We start from the raw sequence: 20,893 nt of genomic DNA, 5'->3' as shown, positions 1-20,893 counted from the left end.
GCGGGGAGCATACACAAGTATGTGACCCGCGTAGCTGAGTGTAGCCAACACCGCGACAGCGCAAAATATGACGAGTATTTAGTCTTCATCGTTATACGCAGGTCCCGCGTAGTTATCAAAGCGCGACCACTGCCCGTTAAACGTCAACCTTACCGTACCAATCGGCCCGTTACGTTGCTTACCTAAAATAATCTCCGCAACCCCTTTGAGCTCGCTGTTATCGTGGTAAACCTCATCACGGTAGATAAACATGATTAAGTCCGCATCCTGCTCGATAGACCCTGATTCACGCAAGTCGGAGTTAACTGGGCGTTTATCCGCACGTTGCTCAAGGCTACGGTTAAGCTGTGATAACGCCACCACTGGCACATTAAGCTCTTTCGCTAAGGCTTTGAGCGAGCGCGAGATCTCGGCAATTTCAAGGGTACGGTTATCGGAGAGCGAAGGAACACGCATTAACTGAAGGTAGTCAATCATGATCAGGCTTAAGCCACCGTGTTCACGGTAAATACGCCTCGCACGGGAACGCACCTCTGTAGGTGTCAGACCGGATGAGTCATCAATGTACATGTTGCGCTTTTCCATCAAAATACCCATGGTACTGGAAATACGCGCCCAATCTTCATCGTCTAATTGGCCAGTACGAATACGCGTTTGGTCAACGCGCGAAAGTGACGCGAGCATACGCATCATGATCTGGTTACCGGGCATCTCTAAACTGAAAATTAACACCGGCTTTTCTTCTGTCATTGCCGCATTTTCACACAAGTTCATCGCAAAGGTGGTTTTACCCATGGATGGACGTGCTGCCACGATAATTAAATCTGAGCCTTGTAACCCTGCAGTTTTTTTATCAAGGTCTTGATAACCTGTAGAAACCCCTGTCACCCCATCATGAGGTTGCTGGTAGAGCTGCTCAATTTTTTCAACCGTTTCGGACAAAATGGCTTCAATACCTTTTGGCCCTTCATCTTTGTTCGCGCGCGATTCCGCGATTTGGAAAACTTTGCTTTCCGCTAAATCCAGCAAGTCTTCACTGCTACGCCCTTGTGGGTCGTAACCCGCATCTGCAATTTCATTAGCAACAGAAATCATGTCACGCACAACAGCACGTTCGCGAACGATGTCCGCATAAGCATTGATGTTCGCCGCACTTGGCGTGTTTTTTGATAACTCAGCTAGGTAGGCAAAGCCCCCGACGCTATCAAGCTCACCTTCTTGCTCTAACGATTCTGACAAGGTAATTAAGTCGATAGGCTTGCCCCGCTCTAGCAATATTTGCATCTGCGAGAAAATCGTGCGGTGAGGACGGCTAAAAAAGTCAGCGTGTGTGACCCGTTCAGAGACGGTATCCCAGCGTTCGTTATCCAACATCAAACCGCCTAAAACAGATTGCTCCGCCTCAAGAGAGTGCGGGGGAAGTTTCAAACCTTCCATTTGGTGGTCCCGTGGGGCATCTGTTTTAAAATTCGATGAGGGTTTTTTAGCCATACATTTGCTTCCAAGTCTATAATTAACGAACAGCTTCTAGTATACGCCAATCTGATTTTTGTTGTGGCTTTCTTTGCGCTTTCAGGCGAGAGAATTGCCTGCTAACGTTTTCAACAAAAAGCACAAACCAATAATTCTTCTGATTGAAACATGGCGTTATAGTAAAACGATTGATATTGTAAACGAAACTGAATGGTCCTTATTGGAGATTGTCATGGCAAAACGTATCGAGTTCGCGCAGCATGGTGGCGCTGACGTTCTAAACTTTGTAGATTATTCCCCAACCGCACCTGCCGATAACGAAATTCAAATCGAAAACCGCGCAATCGGCATCAATTTTATCGACACCTACGTTCGTAGCGGCCTCTACCCTGTGGCCAAATTACCCTGCGGTCTCGGCACTGAAGCGGCTGGTGTGGTCGTCAAAACAGGTGCCCACGTCACAGGTTTCAAACCCGGTGACCGCGTGGTGTACGCCCAAGGTCCACTGGGTGCATACAGCGAAGTGCACAATGTACCGGAGCACGCTGTTGCCCACTTACCCGATGGTATTACCTTTGAACAAGCCGCGGCGAGCTCACTCAAAGGAATGACAGTCTACTATTTATTCCATCAAACATATCAACTCCAACGTGATGAAGTGTTTTTGTTCCACGCTGCCGCAGGTGGTGTGGGCTTAATTGCCTGCCAATGGGCAAAAGCACTTGGCGCAAAAATGATTGGTACTGTGGGTTCTGCGGATAAAGCATTACGTGCAAAAGAAGCGGGCGCATGGGATGTGATTAACTACCAAACCGAGGACATTGCGGCGCGCGTTAAAGAGATCACACAAGGCGAAAAAGTCAGTGTGGCATACGATTCTGTAGGTCAATCTACATGGCTTGCCTCTTTAGATTCACTGAAACGTCGCGGGTTGATGGTGAGTTTTGGTAATGCCTCGGGCCCTGTGACAGGGGTGAATTTGGGTATTCTCAACCAAAAAGGCGGCTTATACGTCACTCGCCCATCTTTGGGGGTGTATGTCACTAACCGTGCTGAGCTAGACCAAGCCAGTAATGCGTTGTTTGATATGATTTTAAGTGGCAATGTGAATGTGGATGTACCGCAATCGCAAATTTTTGCCCTGAAAGACGCGCAAACAGCCCACACCACTATTGAGTCGAGAAAAACCCAAGGATCAAGCTTGTTGATCCCGTAATGGCTTTCTCGTCATTCAAAAAAAGCGCCTATTTAGGCGCTTTTTCTTTGTAGCCAACCTGCTATTCACCGCGAGTTACAAACTCCAAAGCCTGCTCAACCACTGCTAAGTCAGCGCCTTTTTTGTGAGCGTTTTCACTTAGATGGCGACGCCATTGGCGAGCCCCTGGGATACCTTGGAAAATACCTAACATATGGCGTGTCATATGGCCTAAATAAGCGCCCTTAGCCAATTCACTTTCAATATACGGGTACATCGCCCGCACAGCATCAATGCCATTTGTCACAGGAAAGTGCTCACCAAACAATTGGTTATCAACCGCTGTTAAAATAGACGGGTTTTGATACGCTTCGCGCCCCACCATCACGCCATCTAAATATTGAAGGTGTTCTTTTGCTTCTTCCAGCGTTTTAATGCCACCGTTAATCGCCATGGTTAAATGCGGAAAATCACGCTTTAATTGGTAAACACGGGGGTAATCTAAAGGAGGGATTTCGCGGTTTTCTTTTGGGCTTAGGCCAGATAACCATGCTTTGCGTGCATGGATAATAAACATTTCACAGCCGCCCTTGCTAGAAACAGTCTCGATAAAATCACACAAAAATTCGTAGCTATCTTGCTCATCAATACCAATACGAGTTTTAACCGTTACAGGAATGGATACCACGTCTTGCATTGCTTTTATGCAATCCGCTACTAACTGCGCATCCCCCATCAAGCACGCACCAAAACGGCCATTTTGCACACGGTCAGATGGGCAACCTACATTTAAATTAATTTCATCGTAACCGCGCTCTTCAGCAAGCTTAGCGCATTGGGCTAACGCCGCAGGGTCGCTACCACCCAGTTGCAATGAAACAGGGTGCTCTTCTTCACTAAACGCAAGGTAATTTCCCTTTCCATAGATGATAGCCCCCGTTGTCACCATTTCGGTGTACAACAAGGTATTTTTGCTTAATAAGCGATGGAAATAGCGGCAATGGCGGTCTGTCCAATCGAGCATAGGCGCAACGGAAAAGCGGTTTAAATTTTGATAACCTTGTTTTGGTGTATTTTGCTGCATGGTGTTCTTGTGTGTTAAAAGCGATTAGGTAGCTCTATATAACGAGGAGCCGAGAAAGTGCGGCATTATAACATAGACATTCTTGGATGTGGTGCATACTCAAGCAGATCAACTTACGTATTGATTTGTATAAAAAATACCCCCGATAGGGATCTCTCCGCTATCAGGGGGGCATAGAACGTTTTTAACTGAGTTTTTAGTCACCTTATTTAGATTGCACTAATAGGACAACACTCACCTCGAAACTCAGATAAAATATTTCAACGAGTCCATCTATTCACCAAATTATTTGGTTTCTGCACTCATCGTGACGACATTACCCATACGAGCACTGGTAATTGTGTAGCTATCTGCACCTGCTGCTTTTGCTTTAGCGGCAATAATCGCTTCGGCTGAGTCCAGTGTATCGCTTGTTGCAGTTAAGGTTGCTGCTGAAGCGCCAAATGCCATCATAGATAATACAGAAGCTGCCATCAGAGTTTTAAACATGTTCATAATATAATTCCTTCAGTGTTTATTTGGGGAGGCAACCCGTGTTGCCTTCGATGGGTGTATCATAGCCCCAAAGGTTATTTGAGTTAAAGCTAATAAAATCGCTTATCTTTCTCAAATAAATTGAACAAGTAAAATCACTTAGTTTTAATTTAATGATGAAGGAAAATAGAAGGGTCAGAATCATGGACAACGATATGGCGAGGTAAACCAACCCCGCCATTGATGATTAGCTATTGAGCAATTCAATGAGTTGGTCTGCGAGCTCAGGGCTAGCGGCAGACAAAAGGCTCCCCGCAAACATGGCTTGCTCTCGTTCGCCATTAAGTGCACAAACTTCACCGCCCGCTTCACGAATACAGGGAATTAACGCGGCACTGTCCCATGGCTTCATAATGGTATCAATTGCGCCATGAATACGCCCTGCTGCAACCATTGCATGCTGGTATGCATCGTTAGCGAAAATAAAATCACGAGCTTGCCCCACCACCGCATCAAGGTTATACGCATGCGTGCCCTCACGGCGGTTGTAGCTGCTACTATGGATACCCGATGCACTAATCACCGAGTTTGAAAGTGATTTTGGCGAATCTTGCCCTAATGTTAACTGCCGTAACGGCTGCCCGCTGGTATCTATCCAGCACCCTTCTCCTTGGGATGCATATACCATAGTCGAAATCGCAGGGAAGCTGATCACGCTGAGTAATGGCTCACCATTTTCCACATATGCAATCAAAGTACTAAACAGTGGTACGCCATAGATAAATGCACGAGTCCCATCAATTGGGTCAATCACCCAGCCTGAGGTAAATTTTTGCTCCCCAGTAAAACCGAACTCTTCACCTAAAACGGGTATGTTTGGCGTACGCTTGGCAAATAGTTCGCGGATTTGTTCTTCAACACGTAAATCCGTTTCAGTGACCACCGAGCGGTCTGGTTTGTAATCGAATTTCCCTGCGCTTTGGAAAGCATCAAGCGCGAGGTTTTTGACTGAATTTGCAGCGTCGAGTGCAATTGTTAGCATAAGGCAGCTCCCGTTTAGAAAAAATAAGTATAAAAAATAGAGCCAATTAGTGAGGATGCGAAAGTGCCTTATTGAGTAGCAACAAGGCACCAAAAAACTAGTTTTGTTGGAGGGAAACATCACCAAATGTCATAAAAATCAAGGTATGCCCAGCAATGCCACGGTAAACACCTTGCTGCTGGTTTAGCTCGCACGCGAGTGCTGTTAATTGCCACGCATCATATTCTTCGATTTGGCTCACCCGCGCTGTCAGTAACGCATTATCTTTACGCTCTCCATAAGCTTTTACCGCAATTGCGTCTTGAGCTAGCGCACTATCAATTGACGTATTTGCCCAGCTCCACATCCAACTTCCTTGGCTTTGGTCGTAAGTGCCAATAATCTGCACAGGCGCTGTCGCCATAATGTTATCAGGGGCATGAAAGATAATCGTGCCTTCGTCTTGATCAACCGACCAATCAGCCTCATCCAGCTTCCATGTCTCACAATGAAATTGGTTTTTCACTTGCAAGCTATTCATGCTACGTTCAATCAATGCCTCGTAGGGCAATTGTTCTAATTCATTACTCATTGATTATCCAATATTTTTTAAAGCATTCACAATTAACTGCCAAAACTTCTGATGATCAAGTTTGACGGCAACCTGAGTATGGCAATCCGCTGGCGCTTGATGGCGGAAATCAGCAACCGTCATACCAAGCGTTAACGAACCCGTCAGTTCGACATCCACAGGTACTTTTTGCGTGGTCATCACAGAAGGGTCAATCACATAGGCGACCGCACAAGGGTCATGAACAGGTGGGGCATCAAAGCCTTGAGCTTGTTTGTACATTTTGCCGAAAAAATCCAGCAGTTCGACGACAAACTGCGAACAATCACTACCAATCGCCGCAATTTCTTTCACGATATCAGGCGTTGCCAGTGCTTGGTGGGTCAAATCTAACCCGACCATCGTCAATGGCCATTTTTCATTAAAGACGATATGCGCCGCTTCAGGGTCAATTTTGATATTGAACTCCGCCACGGCGCTCCAATTACCCACATGGTAGCCGCCCCCCATCAAAACCACCTCTTTCACCCGCTCAACAATACGCGGTTCAAGGCGTGCAGCCAGTGCAATATTTGTCAGTGCCCCTGTTGGGACTAATGTCACTGTTTTAGGGGGATGTGACATGATGGTATCGATAATCAATGAAACGGCGTGCCTTGCATCAAGTTGCAAAGTTGGTGTGGGTAAAATGGGTCCATCTAGCCCTGAATCACCGTGAATATCTGGTGCAACTTCAATATCTCGAACTAACGGACGAACAGAGCCCGCAGCAAAAGGAATGCCCGTGATCTTGGCCATTTCTGCAATTGCCAGTGCATTACGAGTGACTTTTTCAAGGGTTTGGTTACCTGCAACGGTCGTTACAGCCAATAAATCGATATCAGGATTACCGTAAGCCAGTAATAATGCGATAGCATCATCATGGCCCGGGTCACAATCGAGGATGATTTTTTTGCTCATACCTTACCTTATAAAATTGGAGTCAGAGATGGCCCTAACTCCAATGTAACCACCCTATAAGGCAAAATCTACGCTTAAAGTCTGAATACGAAGGAAATTATTTTAAAACATGCGCATAGACACGTTTTTTCTCGCCTTCGTTTTTCGAAATATACACGCCTTGCAATTCAGGAGCAAAGCCCGGTAATGCATTGATGCCTGCTTCAAGTGCTTTGAAATAACGCAGCACAGGGCCTGACCACACTTCCCCCGGCACAACACACAAAACGCCCGGTGGGTATGGCAATGCGCCTTCTACCGCAATGCGCCCTTCAAGTTCATCGAGTGGCAATAATTCGCAGTTTCCACGTATAAATTCCAAATGCGCTTGTTGTGGGTTCATTTTTACTTCAGGGAAATGTGCCTTGCGGAACATCTCTTTTTGCAGCTGCTTGATATTGTCATTAACGCTCAATTGGTGCATTTCTTGGCATAAACGGCGTAACGTATAACCTTGATAATGCGCTTGGTAGCGTTGATATACCGATGGGAGTACATCTTCTAATAATGCATCTTCATCTAATAATTGTTCGAAACGCACTAAATGGGAGACTAACAGTGCGAGTTTTTCCGTCGTTTCCGCCGGGGTTAATAAAAACAGAATCGAGTTTAAGTCGCATTTTTCGGGGATCACACCGTGCTCACGTAAAAAATGCGCCAAAATAGTCGCAGGAACGCCAAAAGACTCATATTCCCAACTTTCCACATCAATACCCGGTGTTGTTAGCATCAGTTTGCATGGGTCGACGAAATATTGGTCTTGGGCATACCCCTCAAAGGCGTGCCAACGTTCCTTTGGAATAAAATTAAAGAAACGCTGCTCAGAAGCAATTTGCTCAGTCGGGTATTCATGCCACGCTTTACCCTCAATCAATTCAGGTACAAATGGCCTAAAGTAGCGGCAATGCTGGAAAATTGATTTGCGCACTTCAATACCTGTTTTCACGCAATCCATCCACATCATTTCACCCGCTTCCCCTTGGTGAATGCGCGCATTAACATCTAACGAAGCAAATAAGGGATAAAATGGGCTGGTCGAGGCGTGCATCATAAAGGCATTGTTCAGTTTCTTATGGGAAACAAAACGTTCTTGCCCTTTGATATGGTTATCTTTTTTGTGAATCTGTGACGCTTGTGAAAAACCCGCCAGCTGCTTGTGTACTGACTGGGTAACCATAATACCCGGGTCGTTTTCATTTAATTCAAGCAACAATGGTGAACACTGGCGCATCATTGGGATGAATTGTTCATAGCCGACCCACGCCGAATCGAACAAAATATAATCGCATAAGTGACCGATTTTATCGACCACTTGCCTTGCGTTGTACACCGTGCCGTCGTATGTACCAAGCTGGATCACCGCCAAGCGAAAAGGCCGCGTTTGCTGCGCTTTTTCCGGCATCACATCTTGGATTAACTCACGTAAATAATGCTCTTCAAAACAATGCGCATCTATGCCACCAATAAAGCCAAACGGGTTGCGCGCGGTTTCTAAATAAACGGGGGTTGCACCCGCTTGAATTAGCGCACCATGGTGGTTGGATTTATGGTTATTGCGGTCAAATAACACCAAATCACCCGGTGTTAATAACGCATTAAGCACCACTTTATTGGAAGACGATGTGCCATTGAGGACAAAATAGGTTTTGTCTGCATTAAACACTTTTGCCGCAAACTTTTGGGCTTCTTTTGCTGCACCTTCGTGGATGAGCAAATCCCCCATCGCCACATCCGCATTGCATAAATCCGTACGGAATAAATTCTCACCATAAAATTGGTAAAATTGCTCACCCGTTGGGTGGCGGCGGAAAAATTGCCCACCTTGGTGGCCCGGGCAGGCAAATGTGACGTTATGACCCGCAGCATAATCCATCATTCGTGCAAAAAATGGCGGTAATAACTGCTCAAGATACTGATTTGCAGCATCAAGCAATTGGCGACTGTTTTCTTCCCGCTCGGAGGGCGCTGGTGGCAGTAATGCAGTGATATAAGGCGGTAAATTTTCATCTGTTGGTAGCTGTTTATCACTGATGATAAACAGCGGAATACTCAGTTTACTCTGTGCGATCCTTTCCCACAGCCCTTGGTTGGCATCTTGTTCAGATAGCACCACCGCAGCAATATTGTTTAACTGTGCATCGCGAATATCTACCCACTGAAATTGGTTAGTGAAATAGATTGCGACCCCCTGGCTACATGCCACATTGATTTTGTTCATAGCAGTCTGGCTCTTAGTTAGCTGAGGAAAAGAGGCGGTCAATATACTTGATAGATCAGGGAATTGGAATGATTTGCGCTGTGGTAAAAAAATGGAAAACACGTGGAGTCGAATATTTTTTATAAGCCACTGGTTAATAGCATAAAAATATTCATGCCTCTCAATAACTCCACCGAAATATAAAATCAAATAAGTTTAAATTTACAGATAAAATGACCAACTAATAACCGTAATCTATGAAATCAGTCGGTCAATTTATCCTGTATGGGACGTTAGTGGTTTTTTTCCACATACAATGTTTGTGATGGGAAAGCGAAATCTGCACCGTGGCGCTTAACAATCTCAATGATCTTTAAATAAACACCCTGTTGCGCCGCTAACCACTCTGCCCAAACCGTGGTTTTGGTAAAGCAGTACACCATAATATTTAACGACGAATCCGCAAACGCATCAAAATACACCAGCAGCGTTTGGCTGGTATCGATATTTTCATCTTGCTGCAACATCGTGCGAATATCGTCGACGATCGCACCAATTTTATCGGAATCTTCGTAACGTAAGCCGATTTCCGTTTTGATCCGCCGGTTGGTCATGCGCCCAGGGTTTTCCACACTAATGGACGAAAATACCGAGTTGGGGATATACAATGGCCGATGGTCAAAGGTGATGATCTTGGTGATCCGCCAGCCAATTTCCACTACCGTTCCTTCAATGTTTCGATCGGGCGAACTGACCCAATCCCCAATGTTAAATGGTCGGTCAAAATACAGCATCAACCCTGAGAAAAAGTTACTCAAGATATCTTTACCCGCCATGCCGATAGCAATACCGCCGATGCCACCAAACGCCATCAACCCTGACAGACTCAAGCCAAAATGTTCACCAAATAACAGAACCATAATGACAAATACGGTGGTTTTGAACACCCGAGCAACGATACGAGCCGAAGTGGGGTCACTGCCTTTTTTAATTTGTGTTTTTTCTAATCGGTTGGCAAGCTGGAATAATTTTCGCATTAAAATCAAAGCAATTAATGCGATCGTGATAAAATTAACCAATGGGGTGGAAATAAAATTCAAATCAAAATCTGCCGCGGCCATGTCTACATATTGCGCAGCTACCACCACGATACCACATAATACAACCGTTTGAATAATATGAATAATAATGCTTTTATGTTTGTGCTTATGTTTACGTCGCTTATGGAATATCTCGAAACCAACATACAGCATGAGACACACTGCAATAATGGTCATGCCAATGGCATATTTTTCAAGTAATACTTCTATCATCTCTAACCGCCCTAAAATTCATCTGATAGATATTTTTTAATCGTTTTACTGTGTGTTGTTTGACGTTATCGTGTTATTAAGATAACAATTATAAATATTATTATCCCAATAATTATCAATTACTTTTTAGATCATCCAATAATGAATAGCCCAATATTTTCCCCTAATGAGAAAGAAATTCAAAATGTTTCGGCGTTAAGTTCGCCCGAAAAGTACCGCTACTTTGTTGGAAAAATCGCCGATTGGCAGCAAGTTTGGGGCATCGGCGATGGGCAGAACCTCGTCACGACATGGGATGATGGCAAGTGCCTCTCTCTTCCCCTATGGCCTGCAAAAGCGTATGTGGAGTTGTGCTTAACAGGCGAATGGACAAATTTTACGCCAATGCCATTTACCCTTGAACACTTAATGACAGAAATTTTACCTGATATGCATGAAGCGAATATTAAGGTCGCTCTAATGATGCAACCTGATGGGAAAAAAACACCAGTGAATGATGCCGCGCAGTTACTTGCCGATTTAAAAGATGAATGCCAGCAATATGAGTAAAAGGCAGCATCTCGCTGCCTTTAGTCGTGAAAAACTACTGTTCAACACCTGTAGTCACCGTAAATTCACGGGTTTGCCCTGCGTCGAGCCAAATTAGGGTTTGGTTATTCTTCGCTGCCAAGAAACCTTCTGGTCGACACGTTGCAGGCAATACAAATGCCCCTACTTTTTGGTCGCCATTATATAAAATCCACCGTGTTGCAGAGTTCAGTTCGCTGGACTTAAATTGCGTGACAAAGGTGTTCCCCGCTAGCGATGTCATTCTAAATTCAGGGTTTTCTGTGTATTGGCTCAGATTATCCATAAAGAACACAATTTCTGGGTCGCACATTTGTGGCTGGTTAAGCTGGTTTAATTTTACTACGCCAGATTTCAATGCTTCGTTAAATTCGAGCCATTTTTCCGTTGGGTGCACATGTCCTGGTATCGATTCACGCAGTTTAATCGCGTGTTCAGGAATGTTTTGCGTCAATGTTGCATTATCCACGTAGGCATAATTCATATGGCACATATATTGAAGCGGCATTGGCACTGAAGCCAAGTTAGTCACAGACATATGAATATCAAACAGCGAGCTATTCGCCGTTAATGAAACGGACGGCGCAGCGCGGTAATGATGGCCAAACCCCATGATATACTCATATTCACCACAAATTTTTAAACAATTTTCAGTCAATTCTAGCCAAGCACTGTCCATTGGGGCGCAAGGCATTTCGCCATGCAATGGGTGATTATCCTCTGGTGAAGGGCAGCCATTACTGATTAAACCTGAGTGAAAAGCAAAGCAGCCATAGGTCTCAATAACTGTAGGAACTGATTTAGGCGCTGAAAACATATTTTCCATTTTCAGATTTTGGCCACAAAATTCAGCATCCCAAATCATTTGCCCGAGAAAAGGCAAAATAGTTAAGTAGCCTTGTTGGTTTTCAATACGTAAACCTTCCACGCCAGTGTGATAACGAAATGCGGTGGCAGTGAATTGGTCATTTTTTAGAATAAGCGTCGGGTTTTCCGTAAATACGCTTTTGTGAAGAGGAATTCGTGTATTCATTTTCATACTCACGGTGAGTTAAGAGAATTGGGCAGCTTTCACCACCCAAGCTAGACGTTATTTAGCCTCTTGTTTGGCTTTAAAGCGGCGTTCACCCACAAAGTAAATACCGACATACACAAAGCACAGCATGGAGACTAAGAAAGAGAGTTGCAAAGAGTGCAGTACGTCAGCCACGTAACCCTGAATAGCGGGTACGACAGCAGCGCCGACAATTGCCATCACAATCACCGCACCTGCCATTTCAGTGTGTTCGTTATCTACCGTATCCAATGTGCCTGCATAAATGGTTGCCCAGCAAGGCCCAAACAGAATACTCACCATCACCGCTGCATAGACCGCAGTGAAGCTCGGAATAAATGCAACATAAATCAAGAACAGTGCACCAATCACCGAGTAAATAATCAGGACTTTTTCTGCATTAAAGCGAGTCATTAAGATATTGGCGATAAACTTACCAATAAAGAAACATGCAAAGCTGTACACCATGAAATTCGAGGCATCACGTTCGTTAATATCGCCCATTTCCAGCGCTAAACGAATAGTGAATGACCAGACCGCAACTTGCATACCTACATATAAAAACTGGGCGATGATCCCTTTTCTAAAGCGACTATTTTTTGCTAAATATCTTAAGGTTTCTAATGCGGTTGGGCGTTTATGATCTTGGGTTTCTGCCACTTTACATTTCGGGAACTTGGTAATGAGGAAGAGGATCATCACGACGACCAATACCATAATCATGTAACGGTAAGGTTCGAGGGTGTTTTCCAACATCGCTAAGCGGAATTCATGAATTTGCTCTGCATTCATGCCTGCCATCTGGCTTTGTAAGCTATCCCCTTCAGAGAACACTAAATATTTGCCCAGTAAGATCCCACCCGCAGCACCGATTGGGTAGAACGTTTGGCTGATATTTAAGCGCAATGTGGCGTATTGCTTAGGGCCAATCATTGAGCTGTAAGTGTTCGCCGCGGTCTCAAGGAAGCTTAAACCAATCGCAATGGCGAAGATTGCCGCCAAGAACATGGTATAAGTCGCCATATGGGATGCAGGGAAGAACATACTGCAACCGGCGATATAGAGAATTAACCCCACCATAATCGCATATTTATAACTGGTTTTTTTGATCACTAAAGAGGCTGGAATAGCGATTAAAAAGTACCCGCCATAGAACGCACTTTGTACTAAAGCTGACGCGAAGTTACTGAGTTCAAAGACACTTTTAAACTGGGTAATTAAAATATCATTTAATGCGGCGGCGCATCCCCACAGAGGGAATAAGCACGATAGTAGGATAAATTGGAATAGAGGAGTCCGGCTCAGGTACCCATCAGGTAACTGAGTGATGTTCTTAATGTTCATAGTAACCCTTATATTTTTATAATTTATACCCTATGAGTTCCTATTCAGCTCTAATGGCGGATTAATACATCAAAGGGTATTCAGCTACGTTGAGTTTTATTATTTAGCTATGCGTTTGAAGTGTTGATTTGCACAAATTCATTGAATTGCTCAACACTTGGATAAGAAGATTGAGTCCCTTTCCCTGTCACACTAAATGCAGAAAACATCACTGCTTTTTTCAGTGCTTCTTCAATATTTCCCGTGTGTACATAGTAATGAGAGAAACAGCCGATAAAGGCATCCCCCGCACCACTCGTATCGATGGCATTCACTTTGATTGCCGGTATATGTAACTCGCTATCGCGGGTCATCCACAGAGCGCCTTTTTCCCCTAAGGTCACAATGAGGTTTTTCAACCCTTTATCCAGCAGAGATTGTGCTGCACGGCGGACGTTATCCATCGTGTCTACTGGCATATTGGTTAAAATTTCTAATTCCGTTTCATTTGGGACAAAGAAATCACACCGGCAAGCAAAATCCAGATCGAGCGAACGCTGCGCAGGGGCTGGGTTAAGCAGCACAGGGATGCCATTTTTATTACCAAATGAGATTGCGTGGTAAACCGTTTCTAACTGCACTTCTAATTGCAGGACGATCAACTTACATTTTTTCAGATCTTCCGCTGCACGGTCGATATCTTCCGGTGATAAGAATTTGTTGGCTCCTTTAACGATCAAAATACTGTTTGATGAGTTTTGATTGACGAAAATCGGCGCAACACCGCTTGATGTGCAAGGTACTTTTTCAACATAACGGGTGTTAATACCGTAAGATTCAAGGTTACGGATGGTGTTATCCGCGAAAATGTCATCCCCAACTTTGGTTAACATAATCACTTTCGAATTTAATTTAGCAGCGGCAACCGCCTGATTCGCACCTTTACCACCACAACCAATTTTGAAAGCGGGCGCTTCTAACGTTTCGCCTTCTTTTGGCATTTGATCGATGTAAGTGATCAAATCAACCATGTTTGAACCAATAACTGCTATATCCATGATGCCCCTCGTGTTAAATAAATCACATAATGATATGATAGTAACATTATCATGTTGCAAAAATATCATTTGTGATTAGGATCTCGAATAACGAATGATCAAGTGTTACATCTACCACATTTCCTCATTCTTTGTTGTCTATCCCACATTTATATAGGAAAGTTGAAAATGCAAGACTTAGCAAAATATATTGATCACACTTTACTTGCTGCTAACGCGACTGTCAGTGATATCACAAAATTATGTGCAGAAGCGGCTGAATACCACTTTGCTTCCGTATGTGTGAATACAGGGTATGTTCCTTTAGCTAGTGAGCTTTTAAAAAACAGCGACGTCAAAGTTTGCTGTGTGGTAGGCTTTCCATTAGGTGCCTGCTTAACCGAAGCAAAAGCGTTTGAAGCGGCTGAAGCGGTACGCCGTGGTGCAGATGAAGTGGATATGGTGATTAACGTTGGCATGTTAAAGAGTGGCGATTTAGACTTTGTCCGTAAAGACATTGAAGCCGTATTTGCCGCCTGCGGCAATGCCACATTAAAAGTAATTTTAGAAAATTGCCTGTTAACGGATGAAGAAATTACCCAAGTTTGTGAAATTTGCCGCACAATTAACGTCGGTTTTGTGAAAACTTCAACAGGTTTCAGTACAATGGGTGCAACCGAACACCATGTTGCGTTAATGCGTAAAGTGGTTGGCAGCGAAGTGGGCGTAAAAGCATCCGGTGGCGTACGTGACCGTGAAACGGCGATTAAAATGATTGAAGCAGGCGCAAACCGTGTTGGTGCAAGTGCCAGTGTTGCAATTGTCACAGGAACGGCAACCAAGCCGAGTGACTACTAAGTGATGGGGCGCGGTCTAACCGCGCCAATTTTGTATCTCATAAAAGGATTGTAGGGTGATAGAAACTAAACAAAAAGAACGCCTTCGCCGCTTAAGTGAATGTTTGAAACGTTCAGGACGCATTCATCTAAAAGAAGCTGCTAGGATACTCGAAGTCTCTGAAATGACCATTCGCCGAGACCTCAGCGCAGATGCAGAAGGCCCTATTCCGATGTCACTGCTTGGTGGCTATATTGTTTCTGTTACCCAACCTGCTAACTTAGTTGCCCAAGAGCAGCAAGCCGATGTTTTCACACCAGATCAAACCGAAGAACTCTACATTCCTAACCTCGCAGCCAGTATGGTCACAGAGGATGACGTTATTTTCTTTGATAATGGCATTGAAATGGCAACCTTGATTTCTCTTATCCCTGAAGAAATCAGCTTTACGGGAATTTGTTATTCCCATAACGTTTTTCTCGCCCTTAGCCAGAAAAAAAATGCCACTGCCTTATTGTGTGGCGGTGAATATCGTCCCAAAAGTGACTCATTTTACAACCCTTCTTTGCCTTCCTTGCTTGACTCAATCAACCCCAAAAAAGCCTTTATTTCCGCCGCAGGTGTCCACGGTACTTATGGCGTAACTTGTTATAATATCGACGATTTACCGATGAAGAAAAAAGCGATGGAAAAATCCATCCGTAAAATTTTATTGGCGCCTTATAACTTGTTTGATGAAGTAGCGACAGCCAATATGGGGGAATTGTCACAATTTGATGTGATAGTCACAAACAGGCAGCTTTCTGATGAGTATGAAACATACTGCCGCAATGGGTTTGTCAAAGTGATTTACTAAACACGCTATTTGTCTATTTAGAGCGTATTTTTCGACACGTTTTATCGACGTGTCGACTCAATCAACACAACGCCAAAATGTGTACGTTTTTTACTGATTTTTCGACACATTATAAAAATGGCGTCAAATCTTCACCGTCAAATAATCTTCCGCGATTTGGGTTGCTGCAAATTCAGCTTGGCATTCTGCGAGTAGCCTTGGAATATCTTCGCTCATATAACGCCCACTCAAATGGGTGGCAATAAAACGTTTTACCCCAGCCTCACGGGCTAATTGTGCCGCTTGGACTGTTGTTGAATGACCTCGTTCGTTAGCTTTTTCTGCAAAAGCCGCTTCTAACGTGGTTTCATGCACCATCACATCCGCATTTTTAGCCAGCTCAAACGCCAGTGGGGTTGGTTGCGTGTCACCAAAAATAGCAATAACTTTACCGGGGATAGGCTCACCTAGGTAATCTGCGCCATTCACCACACGGCCATCTTCCAGAGTAATGGTTTCTCCCGCTTTGAGTGCTTGCATCCATGGGCCACGGGGAATGTTATCACTCGCCAATTTGCTCGCCTCTAGCGGCCCACTTTTGGCGTGTTCTTCAATGCGATAGCCATAACATTCTACACGGTGATCAAGGGGGTAAGCCGTTACAATCAACTCACCATCATCAAATAATTGACCCGCTTCAATCTCAATAATTTCAAGCGGGTAAGTCATATAAGACACACTGATGGACAACACCGTTTCAATATATTGCTTGAGCCCTTTAGGCCCATAAAGTGTTAAAGGGTCTGTCGAGCCTCCCATTGAGCGGCTGCACAATAGCCCTGGCAACCCAAAAATATGGTCACCGTGCAAATGGGTAATAAATATCTTCTCAATTTTTGGCGCTTTAAATGGGCTATTGAGGATGCGGTGCTGTGTCCCCTCACCACAGTCAAACAGCCAATAACTTTTTCGAATGCCGACCAAATTTAATATCATACTGGTGACATTCCGTTCCTTTGTTGGCACGCCAGCACTGGTGCCCAAAAAAGTCAGTTCCATAATTCCTCTATCTATCTCTTTGTTTTATATTGCGAAGAAAAGATTCCAAAGTTTTCCAATTAGATTAACGTTGTTTTTTGCATTGCCTTTTTCTTCTTGTAATTTTCGTCGCGACAAGACCTAACATTCTTATCTTTTCCAACTTGCAAAATTCGCTTCTTTTTAAGTCAAATTAATTCACAAGCTCTTACCCTAAGGTGCATTCCAAAATAGCCGCGTTAATTTTCGCTATTAGGAATACATTGAATGAGCCCCGCTTCTTTAACCGTTAAACAAAAAATCGCTAACGGCTTTGTCATATTTACGGCAATCTGGTCATCCGCCATTATGCCCGTTATCCCCAGTTATGCAAAAATGTTGGATAACAATGACCTGCCAACATTAGGCAGCGACAATATTATTGCTGAAGACAATACGGAACGTTTAGTCGCCGAGTACAGTAAAACACTGGGAACTTTTCTTTCACAGAAGAAAAAGACTAAAGATCTGTCCGATATGGCGCAGAATTACGCACGGAATAAAGCTGCGAATGAAGCCACAAAAGAGATTGAGGGTTGGTTATCTAAAGCCGGTAATGCCAAACTAAGCATTAATCTTGATAAGAAATTATCCGTTAAAAACTCCCAATTGGATTGGCTGATCCCTTGGTATGATCAACCCGACACTCTGCTATTTACACAGCATAGTGTTCATCGCAATGATGGCCGACTGCAAACAAATAATGGCATTGGCTTACGCCGTTTTTATGAAAAAAATACGCTTGGTATTAATGCGTTTATCGACCACGACCTTTCTCAGTACCATACACGAGCAGGCGTTGGCGTGGAATACTGGCAAGATTATCTTAAAGTTAACGCCAATACCTACTTCGCTTTAAGCTCATGGAAAAGCACTTCTGAATTAAACCATGATTTCAATGCCAAGCCAGCCAATGGTTGGGATATCCAAGCAGAAGGTTGGTTACCTGATTATCCACACTTGGGTGGAAACCTTAAATATGAACAATATTATGGTGATAGCGTTGCACTCTTCGGAAAAACAAAACGTCAAAAAAATCCGAAAGCAGCAACTATCGGCGCTCACTGGACACCATTCCCGTTACTAACCCTTAATGCTAACCATAAAATCGGGAGTCAGGGCAAAAAAGAGACTCAGGCTAAAATTCAATTTACGTGGACGCTTGGTAAAAGCTTAGCTCATCATTTAGATCCAACTAAAGTGGCTGATGCTCGTCGTCTATCAGGGAACCGCTATGATTTTGTCGAGCGTAATAACAATATTATTCTCGATTACCAAAAGAAAACCTTATTGCACCTGTCATTACCCGCCAAAATTCAGGGTGAAACTGGGCAAGCTATTTCGCTTGTAAAATCTTTCAGTAGTAAATACCCGCTTAAGCAAATTGAATGGCAAGCACCTGAGTTACTGGCTGCGGGTGGTTCAATCAGTTCTACCGATCAAACCGCGACCGTCATTTTACCAACTTATAAAACCGCCAATACGGCGGAAGCTGCTCAAAAGCTTAACCGTTACCGCTTACAAGGAACCGCCTTTGATACCAAAGGTAATACATCCCCCGTTGCAGAAACGTTAATTGAAATTACCAATGCAGGGGTCATTAGCATTAGCCCCAATGATATTAAATCCCAAGGAAAAGGCCTCGCCAATGGTAATGATGTCAACAGCATCAATGTCGTTGTCAAAGACTCTCATGGAAACGTCGTGCCTAGCGCAAAAGTGGTCTTTATTTTACCAAACGCGCTAACACTTGCCGCGCAAAAAACAAAAACTGGTGCAGCAACCCAACCTGAATTTCATCGGGAACTCCGCAAAAAAATGCAAGCGATGAAAGTCGCTAAACCATGGGAATACACGACAACCACCAATTCAAAAGGTGAAGCACAGGTCCAGTTTACATCACAGGTTGCAGGGACATACGAAGTGGGTGCTTACACTGGCAGTCATCAGCCAGTAAAAGCTCAAGTCGTTTTCAAGTCGGATATTACTGAAGCACATATCCGTCACTTTATTGTGACTCAGACGGGGGCTGTTGCTGATGGCAATACGACCAATTCAGTAAAAGTCTATGTTACTGATAATAATGGAAATCCCATCACTGACCAAGAGGTTCTCTTTTCAGCAACCCATGCCAAGGTAGTCGATAAAGCAATCACCAATGAAGATGGAATTGTTGAAGTAACATTAACCAGTTTCAAAGCAGGGGTGAGTGAAATTACAGCTTCAGTAAGTCATCATAATGAAACTCAAGCTGTTGAGTTCGTGAGTGGAAAGACACATCGGATTTCTATCCTAGAGGTAGATAAAGTCAATGCGGGTAGGGAAAGCCGAGCTTTATTTCAATTACTTGATAATCAAAACAACCCAATAATCAATGCTAATAATGATGTCACTGTAACTATTGATAAAAATACAGAATCAACCCAAATTTGGCCTGTTGATGTTGATAAAGGAATATATGCCACGACTATCTCAGCTCAACAAGCAGGAGAGCATAAAATCCAAATTGCTATTGGCAAAGTTATCTCCCTTGAGCATACTTTTACCACTCGCGTAGCAACTTCTGTTAAATCTGTTACCCCTGACGGGAAGGGTTTAATTGGAACTTTAGGTGTCGTTGATAGCATAGAGATACACATTAACCCTGATCGTACGACATTTAAATCAGGTGAAACCCCCCTGATCATGGTCACACTAAAAGATATTTTTGGTAATGCAATCGAAGATATCGACTCTGATCACATTCACCTAGGAAATATGAAAGGAAAAGACCTTGGCTGGCGTGATGATGGGCATAGTGACTATGCTCTTAATCTTTCCTTAACAACTATTGGTGATATTGATATCACCGCAAATGTGAATGGCATATTTAGCCCGAAAACCGTTTTAACGGTCAGCCATAATACGGATATTTCCACAGTTGAAAATATCGTTGTTACGCCAAACACAAAAACCCCAAATGCGGGGGACAAGCCGACCATCAAAGTGGAGCTTACCGACAAAAACGGCAATCCTGTCAAGGATGTGCAAAATATCGAGGTTACCATTGGCAACGACAAACACACCTTGCCAGTGACCCCAAATACCGACGGTAGCTACACCGCCGAACTGCCTGCGCAGCAAAGTGGCGACAAACAAATCAATGTTTCCGTGAATGGCAAGGATTCCAATAAAGAAACCCTGAATGTACAGCCACCTGCCCCCGTTTCACCAAACAACCAAGGGCAACAAGATCAGAAAGGGGTCGTCAAGACACTCGAGATCACAACAGGCTCAACCTCAGGACTAAAATCTGGGGATACCCTTGAGGTCACGGTAACAGCAACAGATACCTTTGGTAACGGCATCAAAGGGTTAGACAAAAATAACCTTCACTTAGGCAGCCTAAAAGGCGATACCTTAAATTGGGTCGATAACAATGATGGCAGCTACACCGCTCAGGTGCCACTCAAAGACCTCGGCAATATCGATGTAACCGCCTCACTGAACGGAGTTTCCAGCCAAAAAACTGACATCACCGTGGGTAACGCGACGGGCAACAACAGTGTGCAAAATATCGTTGTTACGCCAAACACAAAAACCCCGAACGCGGGGGACAAGCCCACCATCAAAGTGGAGCTCACCGATAAAAATGGCAATCCTGTCAAGGATGTACAAAATATCGAAGTCACCATTGGCAACGACAAACACACCTTGCCAGTGACCCCAAATACCGACGGTAGCTACACCGCCGAACTGCCTGCGCAGCAAAGTGGCGACAAACAAATCAATGTTTCCGTGAATGGCAAGGATTCCAATAAAGAAACCCTGAATGTACAGCCACCTGCCCCCGTTTC

At 44.1% G+C, this 20,893-nt stretch carries 17 protein-coding genes; 5 read left to right on the top strand and 12 right to left on the bottom strand.

The window, feature by feature from the left end; all coding sequences use genetic code 11:
* Positions 1 to 78 precede the first annotated feature (78 nt).
* Positions 79 to 1,491, bottom strand: coding sequence for a replicative DNA helicase (dnaB, locus tag AC4IFO_RS20940; RefSeq protein ID WP_219245576.1), 1,413 nt, complete (start codon positions 1,489 to 1,491; stop codon positions 79 to 81).
* Positions 1,492 to 1,705: 214 nt separating this feature from the next.
* Between dnaB and AC4IFO_RS20935 the strand changes: the two genes are divergently transcribed.
* Positions 1,706 to 2,689, top strand: a complete 984-nt coding sequence (locus AC4IFO_RS20935; RefSeq protein WP_490737327.1) for a quinone oxidoreductase — start codon at positions 1,706 to 1,708, stop codon at positions 2,687 to 2,689.
* 61 nt (positions 2,690 to 2,750) lie between these two features.
* On the opposite strand, the gene dusA is transcribed toward AC4IFO_RS20935, so the two are convergent.
* From dusA to AC4IFO_RS20900, 7 genes are all read right to left on the bottom strand, one after another.
* Positions 2,751 to 3,752: a tRNA dihydrouridine(20/20a) synthase DusA gene (gene dusA / locus AC4IFO_RS20930; protein WP_490737325.1), complete on the bottom strand. Its 1,002-nt coding sequence runs from the start codon at positions 3,750 to 3,752 to the stop codon at positions 2,751 to 2,753.
* A 285-nt stretch (positions 3,753 to 4,037) separates the two neighbouring features.
* The gene (locus AC4IFO_RS20925; protein ID WP_219245572.1) at positions 4,038 to 4,247 is read right to left on the bottom strand and encodes a YdgH/BhsA/McbA-like domain containing protein; all 210 of its coding nucleotides are present in this window, start codon (positions 4,245 to 4,247) and stop codon (positions 4,038 to 4,040) included.
* A 226-nt stretch (positions 4,248 to 4,473) separates the two neighbouring features.
* Positions 4,474 to 5,268: an inositol monophosphatase family protein gene (locus tag AC4IFO_RS20920; RefSeq protein WP_490737322.1), complete on the bottom strand. Its 795-nt coding sequence runs from the start codon at positions 5,266 to 5,268 to the stop codon at positions 4,474 to 4,476.
* A gap of 97 nt (positions 5,269 to 5,365) precedes the next feature.
* Positions 5,366 to 5,839: a DUF6882 domain-containing protein gene (locus tag AC4IFO_RS20915; protein ID WP_490737320.1), complete on the bottom strand. Its 474-nt coding sequence runs from the start codon at positions 5,837 to 5,839 to the stop codon at positions 5,366 to 5,368.
* A gap of 3 nt (positions 5,840 to 5,842) precedes the next feature.
* Positions 5,843 to 6,778: a uridine-preferring nucleoside hydrolase UriH gene (uriH, locus tag AC4IFO_RS20910; protein WP_490737318.1), complete on the bottom strand. Its 936-nt coding sequence runs from the start codon at positions 6,776 to 6,778 to the stop codon at positions 5,843 to 5,845.
* 97 nt (positions 6,779 to 6,875) lie between these two features.
* Entirely contained in the window at positions 6,876 to 9,035 is a 2,160-nt protein-coding gene (locus AC4IFO_RS20905) for an ornithine decarboxylase (protein WP_490737316.1), read from the bottom strand.
* A 272-nt stretch (positions 9,036 to 9,307) separates the two neighbouring features.
* Positions 9,308 to 10,327, bottom strand: a complete 1,020-nt coding sequence (locus tag AC4IFO_RS20900) for a mechanosensitive ion channel family protein (protein ID WP_490737314.1) — start codon at positions 10,325 to 10,327, stop codon at positions 9,308 to 9,310.
* Positions 10,328 to 10,468: 141 nt separating this feature from the next.
* On the opposite strand from AC4IFO_RS20900, the gene AC4IFO_RS20895 reads away from it, so the two are divergent.
* Positions 10,469 to 10,876 carry a DUF2750 domain-containing protein gene (locus AC4IFO_RS20895; RefSeq protein WP_490737312.1) on the top strand — a complete coding sequence of 136 codons (408 nt, stop codon included), beginning with the start codon at positions 10,469 to 10,471 and terminating at the stop codon, positions 10,874 to 10,876.
* A 34-nt stretch (positions 10,877 to 10,910) separates the two neighbouring features.
* Here AC4IFO_RS20895 and AC4IFO_RS20890 read toward each other — a convergent pair whose 3' ends face one another.
* The 3 genes from AC4IFO_RS20890 to rbsK all read right to left on the bottom strand — a co-directional run bounded on the left by AC4IFO_RS20890 (position 10,911) and on the right by rbsK (position 14,329).
* On the bottom strand, positions 10,911 to 11,927 hold the full coding sequence (locus tag AC4IFO_RS20890) for an aldose 1-epimerase family protein (protein ID WP_490737310.1): 1,017 nt from the start codon (positions 11,925 to 11,927) through the stop codon (positions 10,911 to 10,913).
* A 57-nt stretch (positions 11,928 to 11,984) separates the two neighbouring features.
* Positions 11,985 to 13,292 (bottom strand): L-fucose:H+ symporter permease, encoded by a 1,308-nt coding sequence (gene fucP / locus AC4IFO_RS20885; protein ID WP_490737308.1) that lies wholly within the window; start codon positions 13,290 to 13,292, stop codon positions 11,985 to 11,987.
* Between the two features lie 107 nt (positions 13,293 to 13,399).
* The gene (rbsK, locus tag AC4IFO_RS20880; RefSeq protein WP_219245564.1) at positions 13,400 to 14,329 is read right to left on the bottom strand and encodes a ribokinase; all 930 of its coding nucleotides are present in this window, start codon (positions 14,327 to 14,329) and stop codon (positions 13,400 to 13,402) included.
* Between the two features lie 168 nt (positions 14,330 to 14,497).
* On the opposite strand from rbsK, the gene deoC reads away from it, so the two are divergent.
* Together deoC and deoR are read left to right on the top strand one after the other, a co-directional pair.
* Positions 14,498 to 15,166 carry a deoxyribose-phosphate aldolase gene (gene deoC, locus AC4IFO_RS20875; RefSeq protein ID WP_490737305.1) on the top strand — a complete coding sequence of 223 codons (669 nt, stop codon included), beginning with the start codon at positions 14,498 to 14,500 and terminating at the stop codon, positions 15,164 to 15,166.
* Between the two features lie 55 nt (positions 15,167 to 15,221).
* A complete protein-coding gene (deoR, locus tag AC4IFO_RS20870) occupies positions 15,222 to 16,001 on the top strand; it encodes a DNA-binding transcriptional repressor DeoR (RefSeq protein WP_219245562.1) in 780 nt (259 codons plus the stop codon).
* Positions 16,002 to 16,124: 123 nt separating this feature from the next.
* Here the strand turns inward: deoR and rnz are convergent, their stop codons facing one another.
* Positions 16,125 to 17,039 carry a ribonuclease Z gene (rnz, locus tag AC4IFO_RS20865; RefSeq protein WP_490737303.1) on the bottom strand — a complete coding sequence of 305 codons (915 nt, stop codon included), beginning with the start codon at positions 17,037 to 17,039 and terminating at the stop codon, positions 16,125 to 16,127.
* A 246-nt stretch (positions 17,040 to 17,285) separates the two neighbouring features.
* Between rnz and AC4IFO_RS20860 the strand changes: the two genes are divergently transcribed.
* Positions 17,286 to 20,893, top strand: a 3,608-nt coding sequence (locus tag AC4IFO_RS20860; protein WP_490737301.1) for an inverse autotransporter beta domain-containing protein, incomplete at its 3' end; no start/stop codon positions are given.

The sequence above is a fragment of the Providencia sp. UF-224 genome, from assembly GCF_058245955.1.
Note: the sequence above shows the minus strand (reverse complement) of the source record. Positions and strands in the feature narration are given on the sequence as shown.

Coding starts and splice junctions, on each gene's coding strand:
- dnaB (WP_219245576.1), bottom strand. CDS start 1,491: ATGGCTAAAAAACCCTCATCGAATTTTAAAACAGATGCCCCACGGGAC.
- AC4IFO_RS20935 (WP_490737327.1), top strand. CDS start 1,706: ATGGCAAAACGTATCGAGTTCGCGCAGCATGGTGGCGCTGACGTTCTA.
- dusA (WP_490737325.1), bottom strand. CDS start 3,752: ATGCAGCAAAATACACCAAAACAAGGTTATCAAAATTTAAACCGCTTT.
- AC4IFO_RS20925 (WP_219245572.1), bottom strand. CDS start 4,247: ATGAACATGTTTAAAACTCTGATGGCAGCTTCTGTATTATCTATGATG.
- AC4IFO_RS20920 (WP_490737322.1), bottom strand. CDS start 5,268: ATGCTAACAATTGCACTCGACGCTGCAAATTCAGTCAAAAACCTCGCG.
- AC4IFO_RS20915 (WP_490737320.1), bottom strand. CDS start 5,839: ATGAGTAATGAATTAGAACAATTGCCCTACGAGGCATTGATTGAACGT.
- uriH (WP_490737318.1), bottom strand. CDS start 6,778: ATGAGCAAAAAAATCATCCTCGATTGTGACCCGGGCCATGATGATGCT.
- AC4IFO_RS20905 (WP_490737316.1), bottom strand. CDS start 9,035: ATGAACAAAATCAATGTGGCATGTAGCCAGGGGGTCGCAATCTATTTC.
- AC4IFO_RS20900 (WP_490737314.1), bottom strand. CDS start 10,327: ATGATAGAAGTATTACTTGAAAAATATGCCATTGGCATGACCATTATT.
- AC4IFO_RS20895 (WP_490737312.1), top strand. CDS start 10,469: ATGAATAGCCCAATATTTTCCCCTAATGAGAAAGAAATTCAAAATGTT.
- AC4IFO_RS20890 (WP_490737310.1), bottom strand. CDS start 11,927: ATGAATACACGAATTCCTCTTCACAAAAGCGTATTTACGGAAAACCCG.
- fucP (WP_490737308.1), bottom strand. CDS start 13,292: ATGAACATTAAGAACATCACTCAGTTACCTGATGGGTACCTGAGCCGG.
- rbsK (WP_219245564.1), bottom strand. CDS start 14,329: ATGGATATAGCAGTTATTGGTTCAAACATGGTTGATTTGATCACTTAC.
- deoC (WP_490737305.1), top strand. CDS start 14,498: ATGCAAGACTTAGCAAAATATATTGATCACACTTTACTTGCTGCTAAC.
- rnz (WP_490737303.1), bottom strand. CDS start 17,039: ATGGAACTGACTTTTTTGGGCACCAGTGCTGGCGTGCCAACAAAGGAA.